This window comes from Laedolimicola ammoniilytica (genome assembly GCF_025567165.1).
In the GTDB taxonomy this organism is placed as follows: Bacteria; Bacillota; Clostridia; order Lachnospirales; family Lachnospiraceae; genus Laedolimicola; species Laedolimicola ammoniilytica.
In genome coordinates, this window is the sequence record NZ_JAOQKC010000009.1 from 122,772 (window position 1) to 146,937 (window position 24,166).

A 24,166-nucleotide genomic window follows, 5' to 3' on the forward strand; every position below is an offset into this window, starting at 1 on the left:
TAAAACTCCCCTTACAGAATGATACGGACGACAAAGTCCCGGCCTTCCATATAAAACTGGTACTGACCCTGTTCTTTTTCTACATAGTAAATGATACTCTGCACGCCGATACCGTGGTCGCTTTTTTTCGTAACCGGAACATCATCGGAGAAAACCGGCGGTACATCGGTGGGATTTTTTCCCAGCATCAGCAGATGACCGGATTTTTCGAAAATATTCAGACTGATCTGACGTCTTTCCTCCGGCAGCTTTTCGACTGCGTACATGGCATTTTCCAGGATATTTGAGAGAATGGCGCAGCAGGTCAGCTCCGGGCAGGGCAGGCTTTCCGACACCTGAATCTGTGAGTCGAAGGAAATGCCCTTTTCCGAAAATCGGGTGCTGTAGATAGAGAGCACCGAGTTCAGCAACTCATTTTTGCAAAAGGAGCGGATGACCGTATCGTCATAGTGACGGTTGATTTCCTGGATATATTCCAGGGCACGATCTGTCTTCTGCTGCCGGATGAAGGTCTCAATAGCTGCCAGATGATGGCGCATATCGTGCCGGAGAATCGCCAGGCGGTGTTCGCTGACGCGTGTCTGGTCAATCTCGGTACGCAGGCTGTTAAGCTGCATATCCATTAGTTCTCCGTATTGTTCCGCGCGGTGTTTCATTTCATATTCCCGGAAGTACACCAGAAGAAATACCACATAGGAGAGGCACATGGAAAATGCCAGAAATTCCACGATTACCTTACTGCCGGAATACAGCAGTGTGGAAAATTTCGTTGTGGCGTAATCGAAAAGGTAGTAGACCAGCGGCATAGCGCCCAGAATACACAACTCCCGGTTGGACTTGGAAAAAAGAAGCGCCGTGGTCTGACAGAGGTTCCGGCTCAGGAAGAAGAATACGCTCAGCGTCACCAGAATCCGGCTCAGGTAGTAGAGCACTTCCGAACCGGACAGGGACAGAAACAGGATACCGATCCAGTTGCTGAACTGACAGCACAGATAGGCAGTCAGAATAGATATGAGCGCAGGCAGCCAGCGGAACTTATAGTGGAAAACCAGCACCAGCAGCAGAGGGAGATGTACCAGCAGCGGGTAAATGGGATCTGTGTAAGTCTCACCCAGTAGAAGAGTGCAGGGGATATAGAGCAGCAGGCAAATCAGTCCTACAGACAGGAGCAGCAGGACATTTTTCCGCTCCTGTTTTACGCCCAGGAAAAAGGCCGACAAAAGGATGCCGAACAGCATGGTGGTAATGTGATGCGTAAGTGTCAGAGCCTGAAGCAGCATGATGGAAATCCTCCTGTGTATGGATAAAAATCATATTATTTCTATTATATGGGATTTTCGGAAGTAAAGCAAATGCAGAAATTACTGTTCACGCCGTATATGTGCAATTCGCGCCAAAATGTAATATTAAAAATTATTTTATGTTAAAATATGGGTAATGCAATTTTAAAATCACACAAAGGAGCGGGGATATGAGAAAATACTTACGAGGAAACAGCGGAATGCGCTTTCTGGCGATTCTGGCGGCGGTGGCACTGACGCTTGGAAGCGTAGACGTGACAGCGCTGGCGTCGGCGGCAGGACAGAACGCGGCGGAGCAGACAGCCGTGGAGCCGGAGGATACAGAAGGCCGGGCGGCTGTGTCCGGAGAGACCGAAGGACAGGACGAACCGGAGAACGATGGAGAGCAGCCGGGCGGGAATGAAAATACAAAGCCAGGCTCTGCTCCGAAGCAGAATACGGACGCTCCGGAGGGTAACGAGACACCGGCAGATCCGGAAGGAACGGGCGAGACATCGGCAGACCCGGAAGGAACGGACGAGACTTCCGGGGAGCAGAAGGATGAATTGGAGACCCGGGAGGCGGATATTGCTATCTACGGAAGTACACAGGCAGAAAGCGGGAAGCTGGCTTATCTGGATCCGACGGTGTTAAGACCGGGTGGAGACGGAAGGTGGAGCAGCGACAACGGCAATCTGCTCTGGTTTGGCAAGGAGAAAGACGGAACCCCGATGCAGTATCGGATTCTGTCTTCGACGAATGTATTCAGCACAGATGCGTAAAATGGCGGGCTGCTGCTGAACAGTGTTAAGAAGTATGAGACGAAAAACTGGTGGGGATATGGTTTCGATAATACGGCAGACTTGACGAGTCAGGAATCAGAAGCGATTGCCAGGGCGAAGGAAATAAACGGTTATCTCTATACCACGTTTGTATTCCGGAAGGATCTGCCATGTACCTGGATCCATCCAAAATCCTGATGGTATCAAAAGCAGGTTCCATGAAATATAGTTCAGATCCTAAGCTTCATGCGATTAGCGATGAGCTCTATGAGGAAGACAATTGGAAGCTAACCCTGCTGGACGCAGATAAAAGTGTGAAAGATGCGACGCTGACTTGTGCAGAAACCAAAGCGGGTACCGGCCTCAGGCAGTATCAGATCTCCTGTACCTATAAGGGAAAGGCAGAGGATAAGCTGTCCATCATGGTCACCGATAAAGCTTATAACGCGGAGGGCGCGCAGAGCCTCTGTTATGGATATGTAAATCCTAAAAATAACAACAATATGTACGAGGTGATTCCGGCGACGGGACAGTCTCCGGATGAGGATGGAACCGGTCAGGGCGATCTGCGCGTGGATCTGGAGATTACACAGGACGCGCCGATTGCTTCCGGTGGCATCTATAATACAAAGAAGGAGCTGCTGGACGCGCCGGGAATCTTTAGCGAGGCAGAGAAGGCAGCCATAGCGGAAGGAAAAGAGGCGAAGGTCTGGGTGGAAATCACGAAGACCGATCTGGCAGAGGAAGAGAAGGCTGCCTTTGAACAGGAAGCGAAGAAGACGGCCGGAGAAAACACAAGGCTTGTATACTTCAGTGCGGAGCTGTTTCGTCAGATAGGCGAGAGCGTGGAACGTATTTCAGAGCCGGGCGCGAAGATTCGCCTGATTATCCGTATTCCGGACGAGCTTGTGAACACGGACAGCACCATTTCCCGTGAATACTTTATTCTTCGGATGCATGATGGGGAGCTGACCGTCCTGAATGGAAGCTTCGACAAGGATACGAGGGAATACACCTTCGAGACCGACAAGTTCTCCGATTACGCGATTGTCTGCAAGGACACCAGGATTGAGACGAAACTGAATGACAGGAAAAATGACAGCAAGGGCAGCTCTGGCGGATCATCCAAAGCCCCGGTAACCTCCGCCAACACCGGCGACCGGAACCAGCCGCTGGCCTGGATGATCCTGGCCGTGGCAGCGACAGGTATCATCGTAGCGGCGATCCGGAGAAAGAAAAGACAGTAAAAGAGGATTGACATAACTACCTATATTAAAATTACGGAAACAGATGAAATTATAGTTACATAGCAGGGTAAAAGAAAGGCCGGAGATCATTGGTTAAAATGGATCTCCGGCCCTTCTTTATCTTATACAAATGTAAACCACGTATCCCGCATACAGCAGGATCATGGTCAGGCCTTCGAGTTTGTCGAGACGGTGTTTGGTCCAGGCCATGAGCCACACGATGAAGCTGAAGCCTACCAGGATGATGATGTCGATAATATTTTCCCGGATGAAGGAGATGGGGCTTAAGGCGGAGGCGATGCCGAGAACCATCAGGATGTTGAAGATATTGGAGCCGACGGCGTTGCCGAGAGCCATATCCACCTCATTTTTGCGGGCTGCCACGATAGATGTCATCAGCTCCGGCAGGCTGGTACCGAAGGCCACGATGGTCAGACCGATGAGATTTTCACTGATACCGAAAGCGGAAGCGATGGTTTTGGCGCCATCCACCACCCAGTCGCTGCCAAGGGTGATGCCTGCGATACCGATGACGATGAAAATAAGACTTTTCGGTACGGACATGACTTTCATTTCCGTAGCTTCGGCGGCAAATTCAGTGTCCTCATTGTTCATAGAGCGCTGCGCTGACCTGATCATATACAGAATAAAAAAGACGAACAGCACGATGAGAATCAGGCCGTTGACCCGGGTCAGCATCATCTGGTCGTGGCCCAGCACCAGGAGCAGCAGGGCACAGACTACGGAAAATGGGATATCAATTTTCAGGGTGCCCTTCTGAACAGCTACGGGCGTCAGCACGGCACAGACGCCGATGACCACCATCAGGTTGAAGATGTTGGAGCCTACGGCGTTGCTGACTGCCAGGGCATTGCTGCCCGCGATGGAGGCAGTGACGCTGACCGCTGTCTCCGGCAGGCTGGTTCCCATGGCTACGATGGTCATACCGATGATCAGGGACGGTACGTGGAAATGCTTGGCAATGCTGCTGCTGCCTTCCACAAAGGCGTCGGCGCCTTTGACCAGAAATACAAAACCAATCAGTAAAAGTACCACAGCGAAGGGTACGCTCTGTAACATTGTGTTCATGATAAATACTCCCTTATGGAATGCTTTTTATATGGGATACATGGTAGCAGAGGGAGAAAAAAATGTCAATAGTCCCCAGTTTCCGTTCTATTATAAGGTGTTATCATGAAATATATAAGAAATACTTATAAATAAACAAAAATTTTAACAAAAATTAATGAATATATTGACAAAGTACAAGTCAGACGCTTATACTTTAGCATGTTGGGAATTGACAGATAACGGCAAACTCAACATCCAAATAATGGAAAAACACATAGGAGGAACGTTATGAAAAAGAGAGTACTTAGTCTCATTACTGTACTGGCTATGACCGTCGGCATGCTGGCAGGCTGCGGCGGATCTGCTGATAAGGCTTCTGCGGACACCAAGACAGAGACAGACGCAGAGTCCACCACAACAGAGGGAGAGGCTTCCCTGGCAGACGTCAAGGTAGGTTTTATCTTCCTGCACGATGAGAATTCCACATATGACCTGAACTTCATGAACGCCGCAAAAGAGGCTTGCGAGAAGCTGGGCGTCGAGTACATGACCAAGACCAATATTCCGGAGGGTCAGGAGTGCTACGAGGCTGCATGCGAGCTGGCAGACGCAGGCTGCAACTTCATCTTTGCAGACAGCTTTGGACATGAGGATTACATGATCGAGGCAGCCAAGGAGTATCCGGAGGTACAGTTCAGCCACGCAACCGGAACCAAGGCGCATACAGAGAATCTGGACAATTTCCACAACGCATTCGCTTCCATCTATGACGGACGTTACCTGGCAGGTATCGCCGCAGGCATGAAGCTGAATGAGATGATTGACAATGGCGATATTACCGCAGAGCAGGCTAAGATTGGTTACGTCGGAGCATTTACCTACGCAGAGGTTATCTCCGGTTACACCTCCTTCTTCCTGGGCGCGCGTTCCGTATGCCCGACCGCTACCATGGAAGTAACCTTCACAGGTTCCTGGTACGATGAGACAGCAGAGAAAGAGGGAGCAAACAAGCTGATCCAGGACGGCTGTGTTCTGATCAGCCAGCATGCAGACTCCATGGGAGCTCCGACCGCATGTGAGACCGCAGGCGTACCGAACGTATCCTACAACGGAAGCACCGAGAGCGCATGCCCGAACACCTTCTTGGTATCCTCCAGAGTAAACTGGGAGCCGTACTTTGAGTACGCAATCAACTGCGTAGCAAATGGAGAGGCCATCGACGCTGACTGGACAGGAACCCTGGCAACCGGTTCTGTAGAGCTGAGTGCTCTGGGAAGCGCAGTCGCAGAGGGAACACAGGAAGCCATCGACGAGGCAAAGGCTAAGATCGAGTCCGGCGACCTGCATGTATTTGATACTTCTACCTTCACCGTAGAGGGCCAGGAGCTGACCAGCTACGAGGCAGACGTAGATACCGATGCAGAGTACACACCGGATCATGAGGTCGTAAGCGACGGATACTTCCATGAGTCTGAGTACCGTTCTGCTCCGTACTTCAATGTAAATATCGACGGCATCAATCTTCTGGATACCGCATTCTAATACGGGCCTGAACGCTTACGCTTAAGTAAAAAGCACAGGGCGGCGCAGCAGCGAATATGCCGCGCCGTCCTTTTGATCCGTTTTGCGGATCCGTCATAAACGAGGGAAGGAAACAAAAGATGGAAACCAAAGTAGCCGCAGTTTCAATGAAAAACGTTACAAAGACCTTTGGCTCTGTAGTTGCCAATGAAAAGGTAGATCTGGATATCTACAAGGGCGAAATCCTGGCGCTTCTGGGCGAAAACGGAAGCGGAAAAACCACGTTGATGAATATGCTGGCCGGTATCTATTATCCGGATGAGGGCCAGATCTTTATCAATGGAAAGGAAGAGGTCATCAAGACCCCGAAGGACGCCCTGAATCTTGGTATCGGCATGGTGCATCAGCATTTCAAGCTGATCGACGTGCTTACCGCCACAGAGAACATTATCCTGGGTCTGGAGGGAAAGCTGAATATCAAAGAGGCTTCGAAGAAAATCGAGGCGATCTGTGAGAAATATGGCTTCGAGGTAGACCCGAAGCAGAAGATCTACGATATGTCGGTATCCCAGAAGCAGACCGTGGAGATCGTAAAGGTATTGTACCGCGGTGCGGATATTTTGATATTGGACGAGCCCACCGCCGTGCTGACGCCCCAGGAGACCGAAAAGCTGTTCCGTGTCCTTCGGAAAATGCGGGACGACGGCAAGGCCATTATCATCATCACCCATAAGATGCACGAAGTAGAGTCCCTGTCTGACCGTGTGGCAGTCCTCCGGGACGGCAGGTACATCGGCAGCATGGCGACCAAAGACACGACCGTCACCGAGATGACCAACATGATGGTAGGTCATGCGGTGACCCTGAATATTGACCGCCCGGATCCGGTGAATCCGAAGCCGCGTATCGTGGTGAAGGATCTGTCCGTCCGCAGCGAGGATGGTATTCAGAAGTTAAAAAATGTGTCCTTTACGGCAAAGAGCGGCGAGATTCTGGGTATCGCAGGTATCTCCGGCTGTGGACAGAAGGAGCTTCTGGAGGCCATCGCAGGGTTACAGCCTGTGGAGACTGGAATCATCGAGTATGTGGAGGACGACGGCCACGAGGAGCCTCTGCTTGGCAAAGATCCCCTGAAAATCGCTGAAATGGGCGTGTCTCTCTCCTTCGTGCCGGAGGATCGTCTGGGCATGGGCCTGGTGGCGAATATGGACCTGGCCGATAATATGATGCTTCGTTCCTTCCGAAAGGGCAGAACCCCCTTCACCAACCGCAGACCATCCAGGAAGCTGGCAGAGTCTGTAGTGAAGGAGCTGGAGGTCGTGACCCCGGGTATCGCCACCCCGGTTCGCCGTCTGTCCGGCGGTAATGTACAGAAGGTGCTGGTAGGCCGTGAGATTGCTTCCGCCCCCACCGTGCTTCTGACTGCTTACGCGGTAAGGGGACTGGATATCAACTCCTCTTATACCATTTACGATTTGCTCAATGAACAGAAAAAGAAGGGCGTAGCCGTCATTTTTGTCGGCGAGGATCTGGACGTGATGGTAGAGCTCTGCGACAAGATCATGGTGCTCTGCGGCGGCGAGGTCAGCGGCATCGTGGACGCCCGGAAAACCGATAAAAATGAGGTCGGCCTGATGATGACCAGAGTAGGAGGGGACGAGAGCCATGAATAAGAAAGAGCCGTTTTTTCATATCGTAAAAAGGGACGCCCTTCCCTGGTACCAGGCAGTAGGAATCCGGGCAGTGGCCATCGTCCTGGCCCTGGTGCTCTGCGGCATCCTGACCACTATTACCACGGGTATTGACCCCATCGAGGTATATAAGTCCATCTTCACGGGCGCTTTCGGTACCGAGCGGAAGACCTGGATTACCCTGCAGAATCTTTCCATTTTGCTTCTGATCGCCCTGGCCCTGACTCCGGCCTTCAAGATGAAGTTCTGGAACATCGGCGGCGAGGGACAGGTGCTCATCGGCGGCCTGGCTGCAGGCGCCTGCATGATCTGTCTGGGAGATAAGCTGCCAAACGGCGTGCTGATTCTGGTCATGGTGCTGGCCAGCATTGCGGCAGGCGCGTTCTGGGGCTTCGTTCCGGCCTTTTTCAAGGCGAAATGGAACACCAACGAGACCCTGTCCACCCTGATGATGAACTACATCGCCACTCAGCTTGTAGCCTTCTACACCATCGTCTGGGAGGTTCCGAAGGGATCCGGTAAGATCGGTATTATCAACCAGAACAGCAATGCAGGGTGGCTTCCTCAGATCTTCGGCTCCAAGTACCTCTTAAGCATCGTCGTTGCCATCGTTGTGACCTTGCTTATGTACATCTACCTGAATTACAGCAAGCAGGGCTACGAGATCTCTGTCGTGGGAGAGAGTGAGAACACTGCGAAATACGTCGGCATCAAGGTGGAGAAGGTCATCGTCCGTACGATGCTTCTCTCGGGCGCTGTATGCGGCCTTGTGGGCCTTCTGCTGGTGGGCGGTATCAATCATACCATCACCACCACCATCGCGGGCGGCCAGGGCTTTACGGGCGTTCTGGTGTCCTGGATGTCCAAGTTCAATCCGCTGACCATGGTATTCTCCAGCTTCCTGATTATCTTTATGGACCGCGGCGCAGGCGAGATTTCCACTGCCTTCGGCCTGAATCATTCCTACGCCGATATCCTGACCGGAATCATTCTGTTCTTCATCATCGGCTGCGAATTCTTCATCAGCTACAGACTGCAGTTCCGTAAAAAAGCAGAAAAGGAGGTACAGTAATCATGTGGAATTTCTTACTTGCGTTTATTCCGAGAGCCGTCGTACAGGGCGTCCCCCTTCTCTACGGAAGCACCGGCGAAATCATTACCCAGAAATCCGGTAACCTGAATCTGGGAATCCCAGGCGTCATGTACGTGGGCGCCATCAGCGGCGTCATCGGTTCCTTCCTTTACGAGAGTTCCACAGCGAATCTGAATCCGGCGCTTGCCATTCTGATTCCCATGCTGTGCTGTCTCTTAGGGTCTCTGCTGATGGGGCTACTGTACTGCTTCCTGACCGTAACCCTACGGGCCAATCAGAACGTAACCGGTCTGGCCATGACCACCTTTGGCGTGGGCTTCGGCAACTTCTTCGGCGGTTCCTTAATCAAGCTGGTAGACGCCGATGTGCCTTCCATTGCCTTAAGCGCCACCAGCAGTTACTTCAGCAAATCCCTGCCCTTTGCATCGAAAATGGGATGGTTTGGCAAGCTGTTCTTATCCTACGGCTTCCTGGCTTACCTGGCAGTTATCATCGCGCTGGCAGCGTCCTATTTCCTGAATCATACCCGGAAAGGTCTGCATCTGCGGGCGGTGGGAGAAAACCCGAATACCGCGGACGCCGTGGGTATCAACGTATCCAAATATAAATATGTCGCCACCTGCGTGGGTTGTATGATTGCGGGTCTCGGCGGACTCTACTACGTCATGGACTACGCCTGCGGCGTCTGGTCCAACGACGCCTTTGGCGACAGAGGGTGGCTTGCCATCGCCCTGGTAATCTTCACCATCTGGAGACCGAACTTAAGCATCCTGGCCTCCTTCCTGTTCGGCGGCCTGTACATCCTGTATCTGTACATCCCCACCGGCATGGATCATATGGAATATCAGGAGCTTTACAAGATGATTCCCTATGTGGTAACCCTGGTGGTACTGGTGGTCACCAGCGTCCGAAGCAAGCGGGAAAATCAGCCGCCTGCCAGTCTGGGAGTTCCGTATTTCCGGGAAGAACGGTAAAAGTAAAAATATGGGAAATAAAAACCGCGCAGTTTTTCGCAGACTGCGCGGTTTTTTTGCTCTACAGGAAATACCGTGTTACATTAAAGTGCGAAAGCTATGATTCCTATAGAGCAAAAAGCCCCTCCGGGGGATCGCACTGCGGCGGAAAGGTAGTATGTCGCTTACGCGACCCGCCGCAGGCGGAGAATCCTGCTTCGCAGGATTCTTTCTTATGCAATAGGAAATTCCTATGGAATCCCGTGGATTGTACTTGCTTTTATACAGAAGATCCAGTATAATACTAGATTGAATTGCGTAAAAACACAATTTCAGAAAAGCGGAGAAACACATGATTACATTAAACGACTATCTGTATTCCGGCGACACGGTGATGCGGATACTGAAAAAATACAAACGGGATCTGGGAAGGGACGCGGCGATAAGCGGCAATGAGATCGACGTGATTCACTGCGATTTTCTGCAGAGCATCATCGACCTGCTGGAGCACAACGAGTTCCTGACCGCTCAGTCCCAGAAAATCCGGGAATTCTACATGTATATGGCCAGGGAGTACCCCTGGCTGGCCTTCACCTTCAAGGGCCGCATCAAATCCCTGATCCGGGCCGAGGAGAAATTCAATGGCTATATCGTCAAGGACAGCTATAAGTATTATATGGAGCACGGCGAATTTCCTCCGGTAGAGGAGCTCAGGAAGCGCTTGGTCAAGTTCCGGGATCTGATTGCCTACCGCATCGTGATTTCTATGCCCCGGTGTCATGTGGAGCCAGGCAGAGATAAGGCCGGGGAGGAACTGAAATGCCTCTACGAGATCGCCAATGTCCTGCCGGGGTTCCTGGAAGAGCGGGGCTTCACGGCCCAGATGACCGGCGGCGTGAAAAGGAGTAATTCCCCTTTACTCGATGAGCAGAATAAGGATTATTACCGTGACTATATCTCCAATAAGAACTGGTCGGAGTATGAGTCTCTGCACATCACTTTTTTTGACAGCAGCGCCAACTGCTATATGGAGGTACAGATTCGTACCAAGGAAATGGACGACACAGCAGAGATCGGCATCGCCAACCACATGGCCTACGAGAAGCGCCAGGAGCGGGAGCGTGCCCGCAGGCATAAGATTCCCGAGGGCCAGTGCGTCTGGTTCGACGAGGCCTACGAGCGGGGCATGCTGCTCCAGCAGCTGGACCTGTCCAAGGTGGACGTGAATATGTTCGGCGCCGCCAACAACAGTCTCATCAACGACGGCTGCGGTCTCTTCCGCGGCAGGCAGATCCTGCCTTACGAGCATCTGTCCAGGTTCCAGAGCGATCAGATTGATTAGAACGGACGCCAAGAGGAAGGGCCGCGAGATTTTCTTCTGGAGTGTTCGGACGTTTCACGGACAGGCATCTGTCTGGATCGGACTTAGAAAGTCCGCTTCAGTCAGACACCAATCCGTGAAAAGCCGGACACACGCTTAGAAGAAATTCTCGCGGCCCTTCCTCTCGTCTGGTTTTAAAATATGTAGTTACACGTCAATCTGCGCGATAGCGTCCACAATTTGCTTATGCTTCTCATCCACCGCAGTCCAGAGGCTCATATCGGTCAGCGGCCTGCCGCCGCGCAGGGCCTCGGTCAGTTCGGAGCTGACCGTGTAGAGAGAGTCAAAACCCAGGTTCAGCGCAATGCCCTTCAGCGTGTGGGCAGCGCGGAACGCGGCGCTCCAGTCCTGGCTTTCGATGGCGTCAGCCAATTCCAGGCAGGTTCTGTCGTCCGCATATTTCAGCACAAATTTCTTCACCAGAGTCTCGCTGGACAGTCTGGAAATCGTCTTCTTATAATCACCGCCGATAGTGTCATAAAACTGTTCAAGTGTCATCTTTTGTTCACTCCTGTATCAATTTTATTTAAAACATCTGTAAGGGTCTCATTTTTTATCATACGCTGTCCCGCAGAAAATTCAGAGCTTGCGCCCCAGCATTTCCGGATTGGAAGCATAGGTGAGGGCCGTCTCCTTAGTGATCTCCTGCTCCCGGTAGAGGGTCAGCAGACTGGAATCCATGGAATACATGGCCTGACCGGTGGAGGAATGAATGACGCCGTCGATCTGGGGAATTTTCCCATCCCGAATCATATTGCGGATGGCGGGTGTCACAGTCATGACCTCGAAGGCAGGAATCATATAGCCGTCCACAGAGGGAACCAGCTGCTGCGATACCACGGCGGTCAGAACCAGAGAGAGCTGCACCGCGATCTGCCGCTGCTGATTGGCCGGAAAGACGTCGATGATACGGTCGATGGTGTTGGCCGCGCCGATGGTATGCAGGGTGGAGAAAATCAGGTGGCCGGTCTCCGTGTTTTTTCATATAAAAGAACCTCTTTCTTTTTCGGCGTAATGTCATACGACATTATAGCATATTTTTCCTGCAAAAAAATCATAAAATTTTGTTAAAAATGTGAGCTATTTTGCGTTCGACGCCACTCTTATAAAGATAGTGCGTCAAAAAAGAAGACGAAGGAAAGAAAAAAATAGATAAAACAGTAAGAAAATGGAAAGGAAAAGCGACATGAGAAAGAGCTATTTCAAAAGAGGATGCGCGTTGTGCCTGGCTGTGGCCCTGGTGGTGTCCGGCGGCCTGTACGCGGCGTCGGATCGTTCCCTGAAGGCAAATGAGGAGAACAACGTCTATCAGGAGACGGAGCTTTCAAGTGCAGAGAACGGCCCGGAAACCGTGGTGCAGGAGCTGGAGGTACCGGACGAGGATACATCAGAAAAAAATATTTGAACTTCGGGAGGAGCTGGAACTGGAGAAAAAGAGACGGGGCCTGACAGACACAGAGGATGCCGGTGAGGAAAGGAAGTAAGAAAATGCTGTATAATCTGTATGTATTTGATCACAATGTTCTGCATCTGTGCTTCTGGACGCTGCCCGCGCTGCTTCTGGCGGTCGCGATGGTAGCCGTTGGTCTGGTCCACGGACACAGGCAGAAAAAACGCGAAAAGGAATTTGAAGAACAGCTTTCCGATCTCTACGCAAAGGATACGGTGGAGAGCGAACAGCATATCTGAGCGGATACAAAAAAGAGAAGTCCTGTGGCTTCTCTTTTTTTGACATTTTCTGCCTCTTTGCTTGGATTTAGAAGAAAAGGGGAGTATAATAAATCTATATGCGTAAAATGGAGAAACGTACCGATGGGAAGGACAGGGACAAGAAGATTTGACGGAAAAAAGTACGGCTGGCAGAAAAAATAGAGACGGGAAGCGGAAAAGCAGAGATCAGAGAGGCAGAACGGGAGGAACGGGAATGTGCGCACAGAATAGGATGACGGGAGAACAGGCAGAAAAAAGGATGGAACTGCTGAAAGAGATGTTCGCCCGATATGCGGAGATAGACGGCGGGCCCTATATTATGGAAATGATGAAGCAGCTGAACGAAGATACCCTGCTGGATTCTGACGACTGTGAGAAGCTCATGGGCAGATTGACCATCTACAATGAGAAGCTGTACAGGGATGCACTGACCGGCGCTTATAACCGACGCTTTTACGAGGATGAGGTCAGGGGTATGAAGGAGCGGGCCGGTGTGGCGGTAATCGATCTGGACGACTTCAAGCTCTACAACGATACCTATGGCCATCATGCGGGCGATATGGTGCTGGAGACGGTGGCGGATATCATCCGGAATTTTATCCGGAAGTCCGATATGCTGATTCGCTACGGCGGTGATGAATTTCTGCTGATTCTGCCGGGAATCCGGCCCGACGCGTTTTCGTCCAAGCTGCAGCTGATTCAGGAGCGGATCCATGCGGCCTCCGTGCCGGGATACCATCACCTTCAGATCTCGGTCAGCATCGGCGGAGTCATGTTCGACGGCGGCGATATCAGTGAGGCCCTGTCCCGGGCGGATACGCTCATGTACCAGGCCAAAGTACAGAAAAATATGGTCGTGACCGAGTGGGACGCCAGGAAGGCAGATGAAGGCGTCATCCGGGATACGCGGCAGCAGATTCTGATCGTGGATGACTCGGAGATGAACCGCGCTATTCTGGCTGAGATATTGAGGAAGGATTACCGGATTCTGGAGGCGGAGAACGGCGAAGAATGTATCCGGATTCTGGAGCAGTACGGCACCGACATTTCGCTGGTACTGCTGGATCTGGTGATGCTGAAGATGGACGGCTTTGAGGTGCTGTCAGTGATGAACCGGAGGCAGTGGATCGAAGATATCCCGGTCATCATGATTTCCAGTGAGGATTCCAGTCAGTTTATCCAGAAAGCCTACGAGTATGGCGCGTCCGACTACATTGCCCGTCCCTTCGACGCCAGGGTAGTATACCAGCGTGTCTTCAATACCATCAAGCTGTACGCGAAGCAGCGGCGTCTGCTGAATCTGGTGACTGCCCAGGTATATGAGAAGGAGCGGAGCAACCGGATCATGCTCGCCATCCTCAGCCAGATCGTAGAATTCCGAAACGGCGAGAGCGGCCTTCACGTGATCCACATCAATGTTGTGACGGAATTGCTTCTGGAACATCTGATGAGCCGATCCGACAGGTACTATATGTCCTGGGCCGAGCAGCAGCTGGTGGTGACAGCTTCAGCCCTTCACGATATCGGCAAGATCGGCATCGACGAAAAGATTCTGAACAAGCCGGGCAGCCTGACGAAAGAAGAATTTGAGATTATGAAGACCCATACCCTCATCGGAGCTTCCATGCTGGAGCGTATGAAGGTGTATCAGGATGAGGCGATGGTCCAGATTGCCCACGATATCTGCCGCTGGCATCATGAACGCTACGATGGCAAGGGCTATCCGGATGGTCTCAGGGGCGACGAGATTCCCATTTCCGCTCAGGTGGTGGCTCTGGCCGACGTCTATGACGCCCTGACCAGCGAGCGCGTCTACAAGAAGGCCTATACGCATGAGGAGGCCATACAGATGATTCTGAACGGGGAATGCGGCGCGTTCAACCCGGTTCTGCTCCAGTGTCTGGAGGAGGTACAGGACAGGATCAAACGGGAAATTGAAGCGGGAAGCGAGGAGGATTTCATGGAACGCATGGAGTCCGAGGAGACGGAGCTGACCAGTACACAGGTCAGGAAGCTGACCGCTCAGATACAGACATGACAGAGACAGAGATTACAGGATGGGGTACCCGTCTGCAGCAGCCTTATGGCGCTGTGGGCGGGTACCTAATTCTTACATTTTCTTCAATTTTGTAAAGTTCACACCTTCATTCTATCTGCTACAATCCCATTTGTTACATCACAAAACAGCAAAACAAGAAAGTAAAAGGAACGTAAGACACCATGATTGGAGTGATCAGAGGAACCGGCTCCTGTGTGCCGGAAAGGGTTCTGACCAACGACGGGATTGCCGGGCTGGTGGAGACCAGCGACGGGTGGATTCGGGAGCGGACCGGGATAGAAGAGCGGCGGGTCGTCACGACGGAGACCTGTGCGTCCCTGGCGGCGGAGGCGGCCAGGTGGGCACTTCAGGACGCCGGAATGGACGCAGCGGAGTTGGAGCTGATTGTGGTATCCACCATGTCGCCGACCCGCGTCATGCCCTGTACGGCCTGCGAGGTGCAGGCGGCCATCGGGGCCGGGGCGGCACAGTGCTTCGACCTGAACGCGGCCTGCAGCGGCTTCGTGGCGGCCTGGCATACGGTGAATGCCTATATGGCGGCAGGCTTCGTAAAAAAGGCCTTGATCGTCGGAAGTGAATGTCTGTCGAAGGTGACGGACTGGACGGACCGGAGCACCTGTATCCTCTTCGGAGACGGGGCCGGAGCCGTGGTGGTAAGCGCGGAAGAAGGAAGCCCTTATCTTCCGGCAGCCTGTTCCGACGGCGCGGCAGGCGGGGCGCTGACCCTGCGAAACCGACAGGACGGCAGCCCGTTTCAGGCAACCGGAGAAGCTGCGAAGCCGGAAGGAAGCTATTTCATGGAAATGGACGGACAGGCTGTATTCAAATTTGCGGTCCGTAAGGTTCCGCAGGTCATCGAAGAGGTGCTGGAGAAAAACAGACTGGGCCGCGAAGCCATTTCCCATTATGTACTGCACCAGGCCAATCAGCGCATCGTGGAGGCAGTGGCCAGAAGGCTGGGCGAGCCCATGGAGAAATTCCCCATGAACCTGCAGCGCTACGGCAACACATCCTCGGCCTCCATCCCCATCCTGCTGGATGAACTGAACCGGGGCGGAGCCCTGAAGTCCGGCGAAAAGCTGGTACTGGCCGGGTTCGGCGGCGGTCTGACCTGGGGCGCGGCAGTGACCGAGTGGCGAAAGGCGTAAGAAAACTAAATTTTTAAAACAAAAGGAGAAATTAAAAATGTTAGAGCAGATTAAGAAAATTGTAGCGGAAAACCTGAATGTGGAAGAGGATGCAATTACTCTGGAGTCATCCTTCAAGGAAGATCTGAAAGCCGATTCCCTGGATCTGTTTGAAATGGTCATGGCGCTGGAAGAGGAGTTCGATATGGAAATTCCCTCCGAGGATCTGGAGCAGCTGGAGACTGTGCAGGACGTCGTAAACTACATCGAGAACCATAAGTAAAAAAGTTGTTTCAGGAAAGAAAGGTAGAGCATATGCATACAAGAATCACGGATTTACTGGGAATTCGATACCCGATTATCCAGGGCGGCATGGCCTGGGTGGCGGAGTATCATCTGGCGGCAGCCGTGTCCGAGGCGGGGGGCCTTGGTATCATCGGCGCGGCCAACGCCCCGGCGGAATGGGTGCGGGAACAGATCCGGGAGACCAAGAAGCGCACCGATAAGCCCTTCGGAGTCAACGTGATGCTGATGAGCCCCTACGCGGATCAGGTGGCACAGGTCATCGCTGAGGAGGGCGTGGCAGTCGTGACCACCGGCGCGGGCAACCCGGAGAAATACATGGAGCTGTGGAAATCAAAGGGCATCAAAGTCGTTCCCGTGGTGGCTTCCGTGGCCCTGGCGAAGCGCATGGAGCGCTGCGGCGCGGACGCCGTGGTGGCCGAAGGCTGCGAGTCCGGCGGCCATGTGGGCGAGAGCACGACCATGGCGCTGGTTCCCCAGGTGGTGGATGCGGTAGAGATTCCGGTCATCGCCGCAGGCGGTATCGCCGACGGCAGAGGCGTGGCGGCGGCTCTGATGCTGGGCGCGGAGGGCGTGCAGATGGGCACCCGTTTTGTGGCCACCACCGAGTGCCAGGTGCATCCGAATTATAAGGAGAAGGTGCTGAAGGCCCGGGACATCGACACCCGCGTCACAGGCCGGACCACCGGTCATCCGGTCCGGGCGCTGCGCAATGAGATGACGAAGAAATACCTGGAAATGGAAGCGGCGGGAGCCACAGCAGAGGAATTGGAATATCTGACCCTGGGCGGCCTTCGAAAAGCCGTCGTGGAGGGCGATGTGAAGAACGGCAGCGTCATGTCCGGCCAGATCGCAGGCCTTGTAAAGGACGAGCTTCCCTGTAAAGAGGTCATTGAAAATATTATGGCAGAGACCGGGAAAGCGTTAAAGGGAGCGGCACAGTATGAGTAAAACCGTGTGGATGTTCCCGGGACAGGGAGCCCAGAAAGCAGGGATGGCGAAGGATTTCTACGAGAACAGCGCGCTTGCGGGACAGCTTTTTGACGAGGCGGACGCGGCGCTGGATTTCGATCTGAAGGCCATCTGCTTTGAGGAAAATGAGAAAATCCATCAGACAGAATATACCCAGCCCTGTCTGGTGACGGCCTGTCTGGCCATCGCGCAGGAGCTTCGCGCGCGCGGCCGGAAGCCGGATATGACGGCGGGCTTAAGTCTCGGCGAATACGCGGCCATCGCGGCTGCAGGCGGCATGGGCGCGCTGGACGCCATACGGCTGGTGCGCAGACGCGGACTTCTGATGCAGAACACGGTTCCGGCGGGAGTTGGTTCCATGTGCGCGGTGCTGGGTATGGAGACGGCGGTCATTGAAGACGTGATTGCAGACATGGAGGGTGTTACGGTAGCCAATTATAACTGTCCGGGACAGATAGTAATTACCGGAAGAACGGCTGCAGTACAGACGGCGGCGGAGAAGCTGAAGGCAGCCGGAGCCAGACGGGTGGTTCCCTTGAAGGTCAGCGGCCCCTTTCATTCCCCGCTCTTAGAGAGCGCAGGGGAGGAACTGGCCCGGGAGCTGGCGTCCGTGGAATTTCACGGGTTAGAAGCGCCTTACTATGCAAATGTGACCGCGGCGAAGGTGACGGATCCGGCAGAAATCGCGCCCCTTCTGGCGAAAGGCGTATCGTCTCCTGTATACTGGCAGCAGAGTGTGGAGGCTATGATTGCGGACGGCGCGGATACCTTTGTGGAAATCGGTCCGGGGCGGACATTGGCCGGATTTTTGAAAAAAATCAATCCGGACGTAAACGTATATAACGTAGCTACATGGGAAGATATGGAAAATCTGCCCCAGTAGAAACAGGAAAACGAAAACAGACGGAAGTTTAAGAAAGAGATAACAGCATGAATTTAGAAGGAAAAATCGCTCTGGTGACAGGCGCATCCCGAGGCATTGGCCGCGCCATCGCCATGGAGCTTTCGGCAGGGGGAGCCTTTGTCATCGTCAATTATAACGGCTCAGAATCGGCGGCAGCTGAGACAGTCCGGGCCATCGAGACAGCGGGCGGCCAGGCGGAGGCCTGGCAGTGTAATGTGGCCGATTACGGAGCCTGTGAGCAGATGATAAACGGCGTACTGGAAAAATATAAGCACATCGACATTCTGGTCAATAACGCGGGCATTACCCGGGATAATCTGCTGATGAAAATGTCGGAGGCTGAATTCGACGCAGTGATCGACACGAACCTGAAAGGAACCTTTCATACCATGCGCTTCGTATCCCGACAGATGCTGAAGCAGCGTTCGGGCCGCATCATCAACCTGGCTTCGGTGGTCGGCATCGTCGGCAACGCGGGCCAGACCAATTACGCGGCTTCCAAGGCAGGGGTTATCGGCATGACAAAGACGGCGGCGAAGGAACTGGCTGCCCGCGGTATTACGGTCAACGCCATTGCGCCGGGCTTTATCGAGACAGATATGACGGACAAGCTCAGTGAGAAAATCAGAGAGCAGATGAATGCCCAGATTCCGCTGGGACGTTTTGGCAAACCGGAGTATGTGGCGAAGGCGGCGGCCTTTCTGGCTTCCGACGACGCGTCGTATATCACCGGACAGGTACTGAACGTAGACGGCGGCATGGTAATGTAACACAGGCAAATTAGAGGAGCTTAGAAATAAATGAAAAGACGAGTAGTTGTAACGGGACTGGGCGTTGTGACCCCCATCGGCAATACCGTACCGGAATTCTGGCAGGGAATCCGGGAGGGCCGGGTAGGAATCGGAGAGATTACCCGTTTTGATATAGAAAGCTTTAAGGTGAAGCTGGCGGCGGAGGTGAAAGATTTCGACGCGGCAGAGCGTATGGATCCCAAGGCGGCGAAACGCATGGAGCGGTTTTCCCAGTATGCGGTGGCAGCGGCCAGAGAAGCCTTTGCGGATGCGGATCTGCATCTGGAAGAGGAGGATCCCTTCCGGGCAGGCGTCATCGTAGGATCCGGCATCGGCTCTCTGGAGACGGTGGAGAGCGAGTACGCGAAGATCCTGAAAGGCAATGTAAAGCGGGTGGCGCCTCTTATGGTGCCCAAAATGATTTCCAATATGGCCGCAGGCAATATCTCCATTCAGCTGGGACTGCGTGGAAAATGCACCAATGTGGTGACGGCCTGCGCTTCCGGAACCCACTGTATCGGCGACGCATTCCGGGCTATCCAGTACGATGACGCGGATATTATGCTGGCAGGCGGCGCGGAGAGCTGTATCTGCCCCACGGGCGTGGCAGGCTTCCAGGCGCTGACTGCCCTGACCACAGAGACAGACCCGGCCCGGGCGTCCATTCCCTTTGACAAGGATCGCAGCGGTTTTGTGCTTGGCGAGGGCGCAGGCGTGGTGGTTCTGGAGGAGCTTCAGCATGCGCTTGCGCGTGGCGCTCGTATCTATGCGGAGCTGGTGGGTTATGGAGCCACCGGAGACGCCTTCCATATCACTTCCCCCAGCGAGGACGGAAGCGGCGCGGCCAAAGCCATGGAGCTGGCCATGAAAGAGGGCGGCGTCCGGCCGTCAGAAGTGGATTATATCAACGCCCACGGAACGGCCACCCATCACAATGATCTTTACGAGACCAGGGCCATCAAGGCGGCCTTCGGCGAAGCGGCAGAGAATGTGGTCATCAATTCCACCAAGTCCATGATTGGTCATCTGCTGGGCGCGGCAGGCGGCGTGGAGTTTGTAGTCTGTGCGAAAGCGGTGGAGGAAAATTATATTCACCAGACTGTGGGAACCCGGGAGACGGACGGAGAGTGCGATTTGAATTATGCCATCGGCGCGCCGGTGGAAAAAGAGGTACGCTATGCGCTTACCAATTCCCTGGGCTTCGGAGGACACAACGCCAGCCTGCTCCTGAAGAAGTATGAAGCGTAGGAGGGATAGGGAACATGGAATTTGAAAATATCTTAAAATTAATCGACAGTGTATCCGCCTCTAAACTGGACAGCTTTGTCTATGAGCAGAACGGGACGAAGATCAGGCTGGAAAAGAAGAAGCAGAAGATTCAGCTCAACGGAACCCCGGATCTGGCAATGGAAAGTGCAGCCATCTGCGCAAAGGAAGCAGTGACAGACACAGATACCGGCACACAGAAGTCCGGAAAAACAATCACATCCCCTCTGGTGGGCGTCTTCTATGCCGCCCCGTCCGAGGACGCGGATCCCTTCGTAAAGGTCGGCGATCCGGTGAAAAAAGGCCAGGTTGTGGGCATCGTGGAAGCGATGAAGCTGATGAATGAGATTACCAGCGACTGCGACGGCGTTGTCCGGGAGGTCTGCGTGGAAAATGCGGAGGCTGTGGAGTACGGCCAGCCGTTGTTTGTGATTGAGGAGGCGTAGTATGAAGCATCTGGATATCAATCAGATAAAGGAAATCATTCCCCACCGTCACCCATTTCTGCTGGTGGATTCCATCGAGGATTACGAGCCCGGCGAATTTGCCGTGGGTTATAAATGTGTCAGCTACCGGGAGGACTTTTTTGCAGGTCATTTTCCCCAGGAGCCGGTGATGCCGGGCGTGCTGACCGTGGAGGCCCTGGCCCAGGTGGGCGCGGTGGCGATTCTCTCCCTGCCGGAAAATCAGGGAAAGACTGCTTACTTCGGGGCTATCGACAAATGTAAATTCAAAGGAAAAGTAGTGCCCGGCGACAAGCTGCGGCTGGAGACAAGAATTATCAAACGGAAAGGGCCGGTGGGCGTGGGCGAGGCCATTGCCAGTGTGGATGGAAAGGTAGTCGTGCGCGCGGAGCTGACCTTTATGATTGGGTAAATAGGAGTTTTTTATGATTAGAAAAGTTCTGGTAGCCAACCGCGGCGAGATCGCGGTGCGCATTATCCGGGCTTGCCGGGAAATGGGAATCGAGACTGTGGCCGTCTATTCGGAGGCTGACCGGGAAGCCCTGCACGCCAAACTGGCGGACGAAGCTATCTGCATCGGTCCGGCGGTCTTAAGCGACAGCTATCTTTCCATGGAGAAAATTATCAGCGCCACGATTATCTCCGGCGCCGACGCCATTCATCCGGGCTTCGGGCTGCTGTCGGAGAACAGTAAGTTCGCAGAGCTTTGCGAGAAATGCGGCATCATTTTCATCGGCCCCGGTTCCGATGTGATTGCGAAGCTCGGGAACAAGCAGGAGGCCCGCAACACCATGGTGGCGGCCGGCGTGCCGGTGATTCCGGGCACGGAAGAAGCCATTTATGACCCGGAAAAAGGCGCGGAGGAAGCGGCCCGCATCGGCTACCCGGTCATGATCAAGGCGGCCCTTGGGGGCGGCGGCAAAGGCATGCGTGTGGCGGAAACCGCAGAGGAATTCGAGCAGAATTTCCTGCTGGCCCAGACCGAAGCCAGACAGGCCTTTGGCGACGATTCCATGTACATCGAGCATTTTATCACGCATCCGCGGCATATCGAATTTCAGATCCTGGCGGACAGCTTCGGCCATGTGATTCACCTGGGCGAACGGGACTGCTCTATCCAGCGGAACCACCAGAAGATGATTGAGGAGGCTCCAAGCATAGCCCTTTCCGAAGAATTGCGCCGGGAAATGGGTGAGACTGCCGTGCGGGCTGCAAAGGCAGCAGGCTATGTGAACGCCGGAACCATCGAATTTTTGCTGGAAAAGAATGGAAAATACTATTTCATGGAAATGAATACCCGGATTCAGGTGGAGCATCCGGTAACGGAGTGGATTACAGGCATTGACCTGATCAAAGAGCAGATCCGTATCGCGTCCGGGAAAAAGCTGGGGCTTACCCAGGAACAGGTACGGGTAAACGGTCATGCCATCGAGGTCCGTATCAACGCGGAGAAGCCGGAGGAGAATTTCCGGCCCTGTCCGGGTACGGTGACAGGACTTCACCTGCCGGGCGGCAAGGGCATCCGCATCGATTCCGCTATTTACAGCGGATATACCATACCGCCTTATTACGATTCCATGATTGCGAAAATCAGTGTCTGGGCCAGAACCAGAAACGAGGCTATCCGGAAGATGGAGAGCGCCCTGGGCGAGGTTATCATCGAAGGCGTGGACACCAATGTGAATTACCAGTACGGAATCCTGGAGGATCCGGATTTCCAGAAGGGAAATGTGGATATTGAATTTATTCAGGACCGGGAAAACCGGATATAAATGCAGAAAATGATGAACAGTATTACAGAGAAGTTATGGATATAGAGGATACGCAGTATGAATCTGGATCATGTATTTAAAAAGACAAATAAAAGAATTTTCAGAGGAGGCGCTGACCGCCGCCCCGAGGTTCCCGAGGGCCTGCTGTCCAAATGCAATATGTGCGGCGGCGCTATCGTGACTGAGGATGTGAAGAAAAATTATTATATATGTCCCAGATGTAAGGGGTATTTCCGCGTCCATGCCCGGGAGCGCATCCACAGGGTGGCAGACGAGGGAAGCTTCGAGGAGTGGGATCGGGATCTGACAGGCGGTAATCCGCTGGATTACCCGGGCTATGAGGAAAAGCTGGCGGCCACCCGTCTGAAAACCGGTCTTGAGGAAGCCGTCGTCACTGGAAAATGCCGGATCGACGGACAGGAGACTGTACTTGGCGTCATGGACGGACGCTTTCTCATGGCCAGCATGGGCGAGGCTGTGGGCGAGAAAATCACCCGGGCAGCCGAGCGGGCCACAAAGGAACGCCTGCCGCTGATTCTCTTTACCTGCTCCGGCGGAGCCAGAATGCAGGAGGGTATCTTTTCACTGATGCAGATGGCAAAGACCAGCGCTGCATTGAAACGTCATTCGGACGCCGGACTTCTCTACGTTACGGTTCTGACCGACCCCACTACCGGCGGCGTCACCGCCAGCTTTGCCATGGAGGGGGATATCATCCTGGCAGAGCCGGGAGCGCTCATCGGCTTCGCCGGTCCCCGGGTCATTGAGCAGACCACAGGGCAGAAGCTGCCGAAGGGCTTTCAGCGGGCAGAGTTTTTGCTGGAGCATGGGTTCATAGACCGGGTTGTGGAGCGGAGCGAACTGAAAAAGACATTGGGAGACTTATTACGGCTGCACCGGATGCCGGAACAGAGGACGGCAGAATCACGGGAGCCCCGGACAGCTTCCGGATGCCCAGGGCAGCAGGCGAAGAAAAATGCGGCAGTACAGAGAGATGCAGAGATCACAGCCTGGGATCGCGTCCGGCTCTCCCGCGACAAAAAGCGCCCCCGCGGCCATGCCTACATCGCGGCCATGTTTGAGGATTTCTATGAATTTCACGGAGATCGCCTTTTTGCGGACGATGCCGCAGTTCTGGGCGGTATTGCCACATTCTGCGGCTGCCCGGTCACAGTCATTTCCCAGGAAAAGGATCGGAACTTTGGCATGTGTTCTCCGGACGGCTACCGCAAGGCTCTGCGGCTGATGCGGCAGGCGGAAAAATTTGGACGTCCTGTTATCTGCTTCGTGGACACTCCGGGCGCAGCCTGCGGTGTGGAGGCGGAGGAACGGGGGCAGGGCGAGGCCATTGCCCGCAATATCTATGAAATGTCCGCGCTGAAGGTGCCGGTTCTCACCGTCATCATCGGTGAGGGCGGCAGCGGCGGCGCACTGGCCCTGTCCGTAGGAAATGAAGTGTGGATGCTGGAAAATTCGGTATACTCCATTCTTTCGCCGGAGGGATTCGCCAGCATTCTCTGGAAGGACAGCAAGCGGGCAAAGCACGCGGCGGAATGTATGCGCCTCACGGCGGCGGAGCTGAAGGCCGCAGGCATCGTGGAACAGGTATTCCAGGAGCCGGAGCATTTTACCGGGGAAAATCTGTACCAGGTAACCGAGCCTCTTGAGAAAGCAATTGAAAAGTTCCTGGAAAAATATGGAGCAATGAGCGGCCAGGAGCTGGCAGAACAGCGCTATCACAGATTCCGTCAGCTGGGAACCATAGAGAGAAAGTAGAAA

23 protein-coding genes and 1 pseudogene are annotated in these 24,166 nt (G+C 53.8%); 20 read left to right on the top strand and 4 right to left on the bottom strand.

From position 1 onward, the window contains the following. Positions 1–11: 11 nt before the first annotated feature. Positions 12–1,280, bottom strand: coding sequence for a sensor histidine kinase (locus tag OCV63_RS08475; RefSeq protein ID WP_158363406.1), 1,269 nt, complete (start codon positions 1,278–1,280; stop codon positions 12–14). Positions 1,281–1,471: 191 nt separating this feature from the next. On the opposite strand from OCV63_RS08475, the gene OCV63_RS08480 reads away from it, so the two are divergent. Together OCV63_RS08480 and OCV63_RS08485 are read left to right on the top strand one after the other, a co-directional pair. Beyond that, positions 1,472–2,062, top strand: coding sequence for a hypothetical protein (locus tag OCV63_RS08480; RefSeq protein ID WP_158363407.1), 591 nt, complete (start codon positions 1,472–1,474; stop codon positions 2,060–2,062). Between the two features lie 218 nt (positions 2,063–2,280). After that, positions 2,281–3,309 (top strand): hypothetical protein, encoded by a 1,029-nt coding sequence (locus tag OCV63_RS08485; RefSeq protein WP_158363408.1) that lies wholly within the window; start codon positions 2,281–2,283, stop codon positions 3,307–3,309. Between the two features lie 117 nt (positions 3,310–3,426). On the opposite strand, the gene OCV63_RS08490 is transcribed toward OCV63_RS08485, so the two are convergent. Next, entirely contained in the window at positions 3,427–4,398 is a 972-nt protein-coding gene (locus OCV63_RS08490) for a calcium/sodium antiporter (protein ID WP_158363409.1), read from the bottom strand. Between the two features lie 270 nt (positions 4,399–4,668). Here OCV63_RS08490 and OCV63_RS08495 point away from each other — a divergent pair, with 270 nt between their 5' ends. The 5 genes from OCV63_RS08495 (at position 4,669) to OCV63_RS08515 (ending at position 10,980) form a co-directional block, all read left to right on the top strand. Next, positions 4,669–5,922: a BMP family ABC transporter substrate-binding protein gene (locus OCV63_RS08495; RefSeq protein ID WP_158363410.1), complete on the top strand. Its 1,254-nt coding sequence runs from the start codon at positions 4,669–4,671 to the stop codon at positions 5,920–5,922. Between the two features lie 119 nt (positions 5,923–6,041). After that, positions 6,042–7,574 carry an ABC transporter ATP-binding protein gene (locus tag OCV63_RS08500; RefSeq protein WP_158363411.1) on the top strand — a complete coding sequence of 511 codons (1,533 nt, stop codon included), beginning with the start codon at positions 6,042–6,044 and terminating at the stop codon, positions 7,572–7,574. Further along, positions 7,567–8,664 (top strand): ABC transporter permease, encoded by a 1,098-nt coding sequence (locus OCV63_RS08505; protein ID WP_158363412.1) that lies wholly within the window; start codon positions 7,567–7,569, stop codon positions 8,662–8,664. The genes OCV63_RS08500 and OCV63_RS08505 overlap by 8 nt, the downstream gene beginning before the upstream one ends. A gap of 2 nt (positions 8,665–8,666) precedes the next feature. Then, the gene (locus OCV63_RS08510; protein ID WP_158363413.1) at positions 8,667–9,659 is read left to right on the top strand and encodes an ABC transporter permease; all 993 of its coding nucleotides are present in this window, start codon (positions 8,667–8,669) and stop codon (positions 9,657–9,659) included. A gap of 331 nt (positions 9,660–9,990) precedes the next feature. Next, on the top strand, positions 9,991–10,980 hold the full coding sequence (locus tag OCV63_RS08515; protein ID WP_158363415.1) for a nucleotidyltransferase family protein: 990 nt from the start codon (positions 9,991–9,993) through the stop codon (positions 10,978–10,980). Positions 10,981–11,166: 186 nt separating this feature from the next. Here OCV63_RS08515 and OCV63_RS08520 read toward each other — a convergent pair whose 3' ends face one another. Together OCV63_RS08520 and OCV63_RS08525 are read right to left on the bottom strand one after the other, a co-directional pair. After that, on the bottom strand, positions 11,167–11,517 hold the full coding sequence (locus OCV63_RS08520; RefSeq protein ID WP_158363416.1) for an Hpt domain-containing protein: 351 nt from the start codon (positions 11,515–11,517) through the stop codon (positions 11,167–11,169). An 81-nt stretch (positions 11,518–11,598) separates the two neighbouring features. Continuing rightward, positions 11,599–11,991, bottom strand: a pseudogene (locus OCV63_RS08525) (ATPase, T2SS/T4P/T4SS family); the annotation flags it as partial. A 214-nt stretch (positions 11,992–12,205) separates the two neighbouring features. Between OCV63_RS08525 and OCV63_RS08530 the strand changes: the two are divergent. The 13 genes from OCV63_RS08530 to accD all read left to right on the top strand — a co-directional run bounded on the left by OCV63_RS08530 (position 12,206) and on the right by accD (position 24,163). Next, positions 12,206–12,424, top strand: coding sequence for a hypothetical protein (locus OCV63_RS08530; protein WP_158363417.1), 219 nt, complete (start codon positions 12,206–12,208; stop codon positions 12,422–12,424). Positions 12,425–12,507: 83 nt separating this feature from the next. After that, positions 12,508–12,708, top strand: coding sequence for a hypothetical protein (locus OCV63_RS08535; protein ID WP_158363418.1), 201 nt, complete (start codon positions 12,508–12,510; stop codon positions 12,706–12,708). 235 nt (positions 12,709–12,943) lie between these two features. Continuing rightward, entirely contained in the window at positions 12,944–14,767 is a 1,824-nt protein-coding gene (locus OCV63_RS08540) for a diguanylate cyclase (protein WP_262670734.1), read from the top strand. 182 nt (positions 14,768–14,949) lie between these two features. Beyond that, the gene (locus OCV63_RS08545; protein WP_158363419.1) at positions 14,950–15,936 is read left to right on the top strand and encodes a beta-ketoacyl-ACP synthase III; all 987 of its coding nucleotides are present in this window, start codon (positions 14,950–14,952) and stop codon (positions 15,934–15,936) included. A gap of 37 nt (positions 15,937–15,973) precedes the next feature. Beyond that, entirely contained in the window at positions 15,974–16,198 is a 225-nt protein-coding gene (acpP, locus tag OCV63_RS08550) for an acyl carrier protein (protein WP_158363420.1), read from the top strand. Positions 16,199–16,230: 32 nt separating this feature from the next. Then, positions 16,231–17,169: an enoyl-[acyl-carrier-protein] reductase FabK gene (gene fabK / locus OCV63_RS08555; protein WP_158363421.1), complete on the top strand. Its 939-nt coding sequence runs from the start codon at positions 16,231–16,233 to the stop codon at positions 17,167–17,169. Further along, positions 17,162–18,073, top strand: coding sequence for an ACP S-malonyltransferase (fabD, locus tag OCV63_RS08560; RefSeq protein ID WP_158363422.1), 912 nt, complete (start codon positions 17,162–17,164; stop codon positions 18,071–18,073). The genes fabK and fabD overlap by 8 nt, the downstream gene beginning before the upstream one ends. Positions 18,074–18,120: 47 nt before the next feature. After that, complete coding sequence (gene fabG / locus OCV63_RS08565; protein WP_158363423.1) at positions 18,121–18,864, top strand: 3-oxoacyl-[acyl-carrier-protein] reductase; 744 nt, start codon at positions 18,121–18,123, stop codon at positions 18,862–18,864. Between the two features lie 30 nt (positions 18,865–18,894). Further along, positions 18,895–20,133: a beta-ketoacyl-ACP synthase II gene (gene fabF / locus OCV63_RS08570; protein WP_158363424.1), complete on the top strand. Its 1,239-nt coding sequence runs from the start codon at positions 18,895–18,897 to the stop codon at positions 20,131–20,133. A 14-nt stretch (positions 20,134–20,147) separates the two neighbouring features. Then, a complete protein-coding gene (gene accB / locus OCV63_RS08575) occupies positions 20,148–20,597 on the top strand; it encodes an acetyl-CoA carboxylase biotin carboxyl carrier protein (RefSeq protein ID WP_158363425.1) in 450 nt (149 codons plus the stop codon). A gap of 1 nt (position 20,598) precedes the next feature. Beyond that, entirely contained in the window at positions 20,599–21,027 is a 429-nt protein-coding gene (fabZ, locus tag OCV63_RS08580; protein ID WP_158363426.1) for a 3-hydroxyacyl-ACP dehydratase FabZ, read from the top strand. A 13-nt stretch (positions 21,028–21,040) separates the two neighbouring features. Further along, a complete protein-coding gene (locus OCV63_RS08585; protein ID WP_158363427.1) occupies positions 21,041–22,387 on the top strand; it encodes an acetyl-CoA carboxylase biotin carboxylase subunit in 1,347 nt (448 codons plus the stop codon). 57 nt (positions 22,388–22,444) lie between these two features. Then, positions 22,445–24,163, top strand: coding sequence for an acetyl-CoA carboxylase, carboxyltransferase subunit beta (gene accD, locus OCV63_RS08590; protein WP_158363428.1), 1,719 nt, complete (start codon positions 22,445–22,447; stop codon positions 24,161–24,163). Positions 24,164–24,166 lie beyond the last annotated feature (3 nt).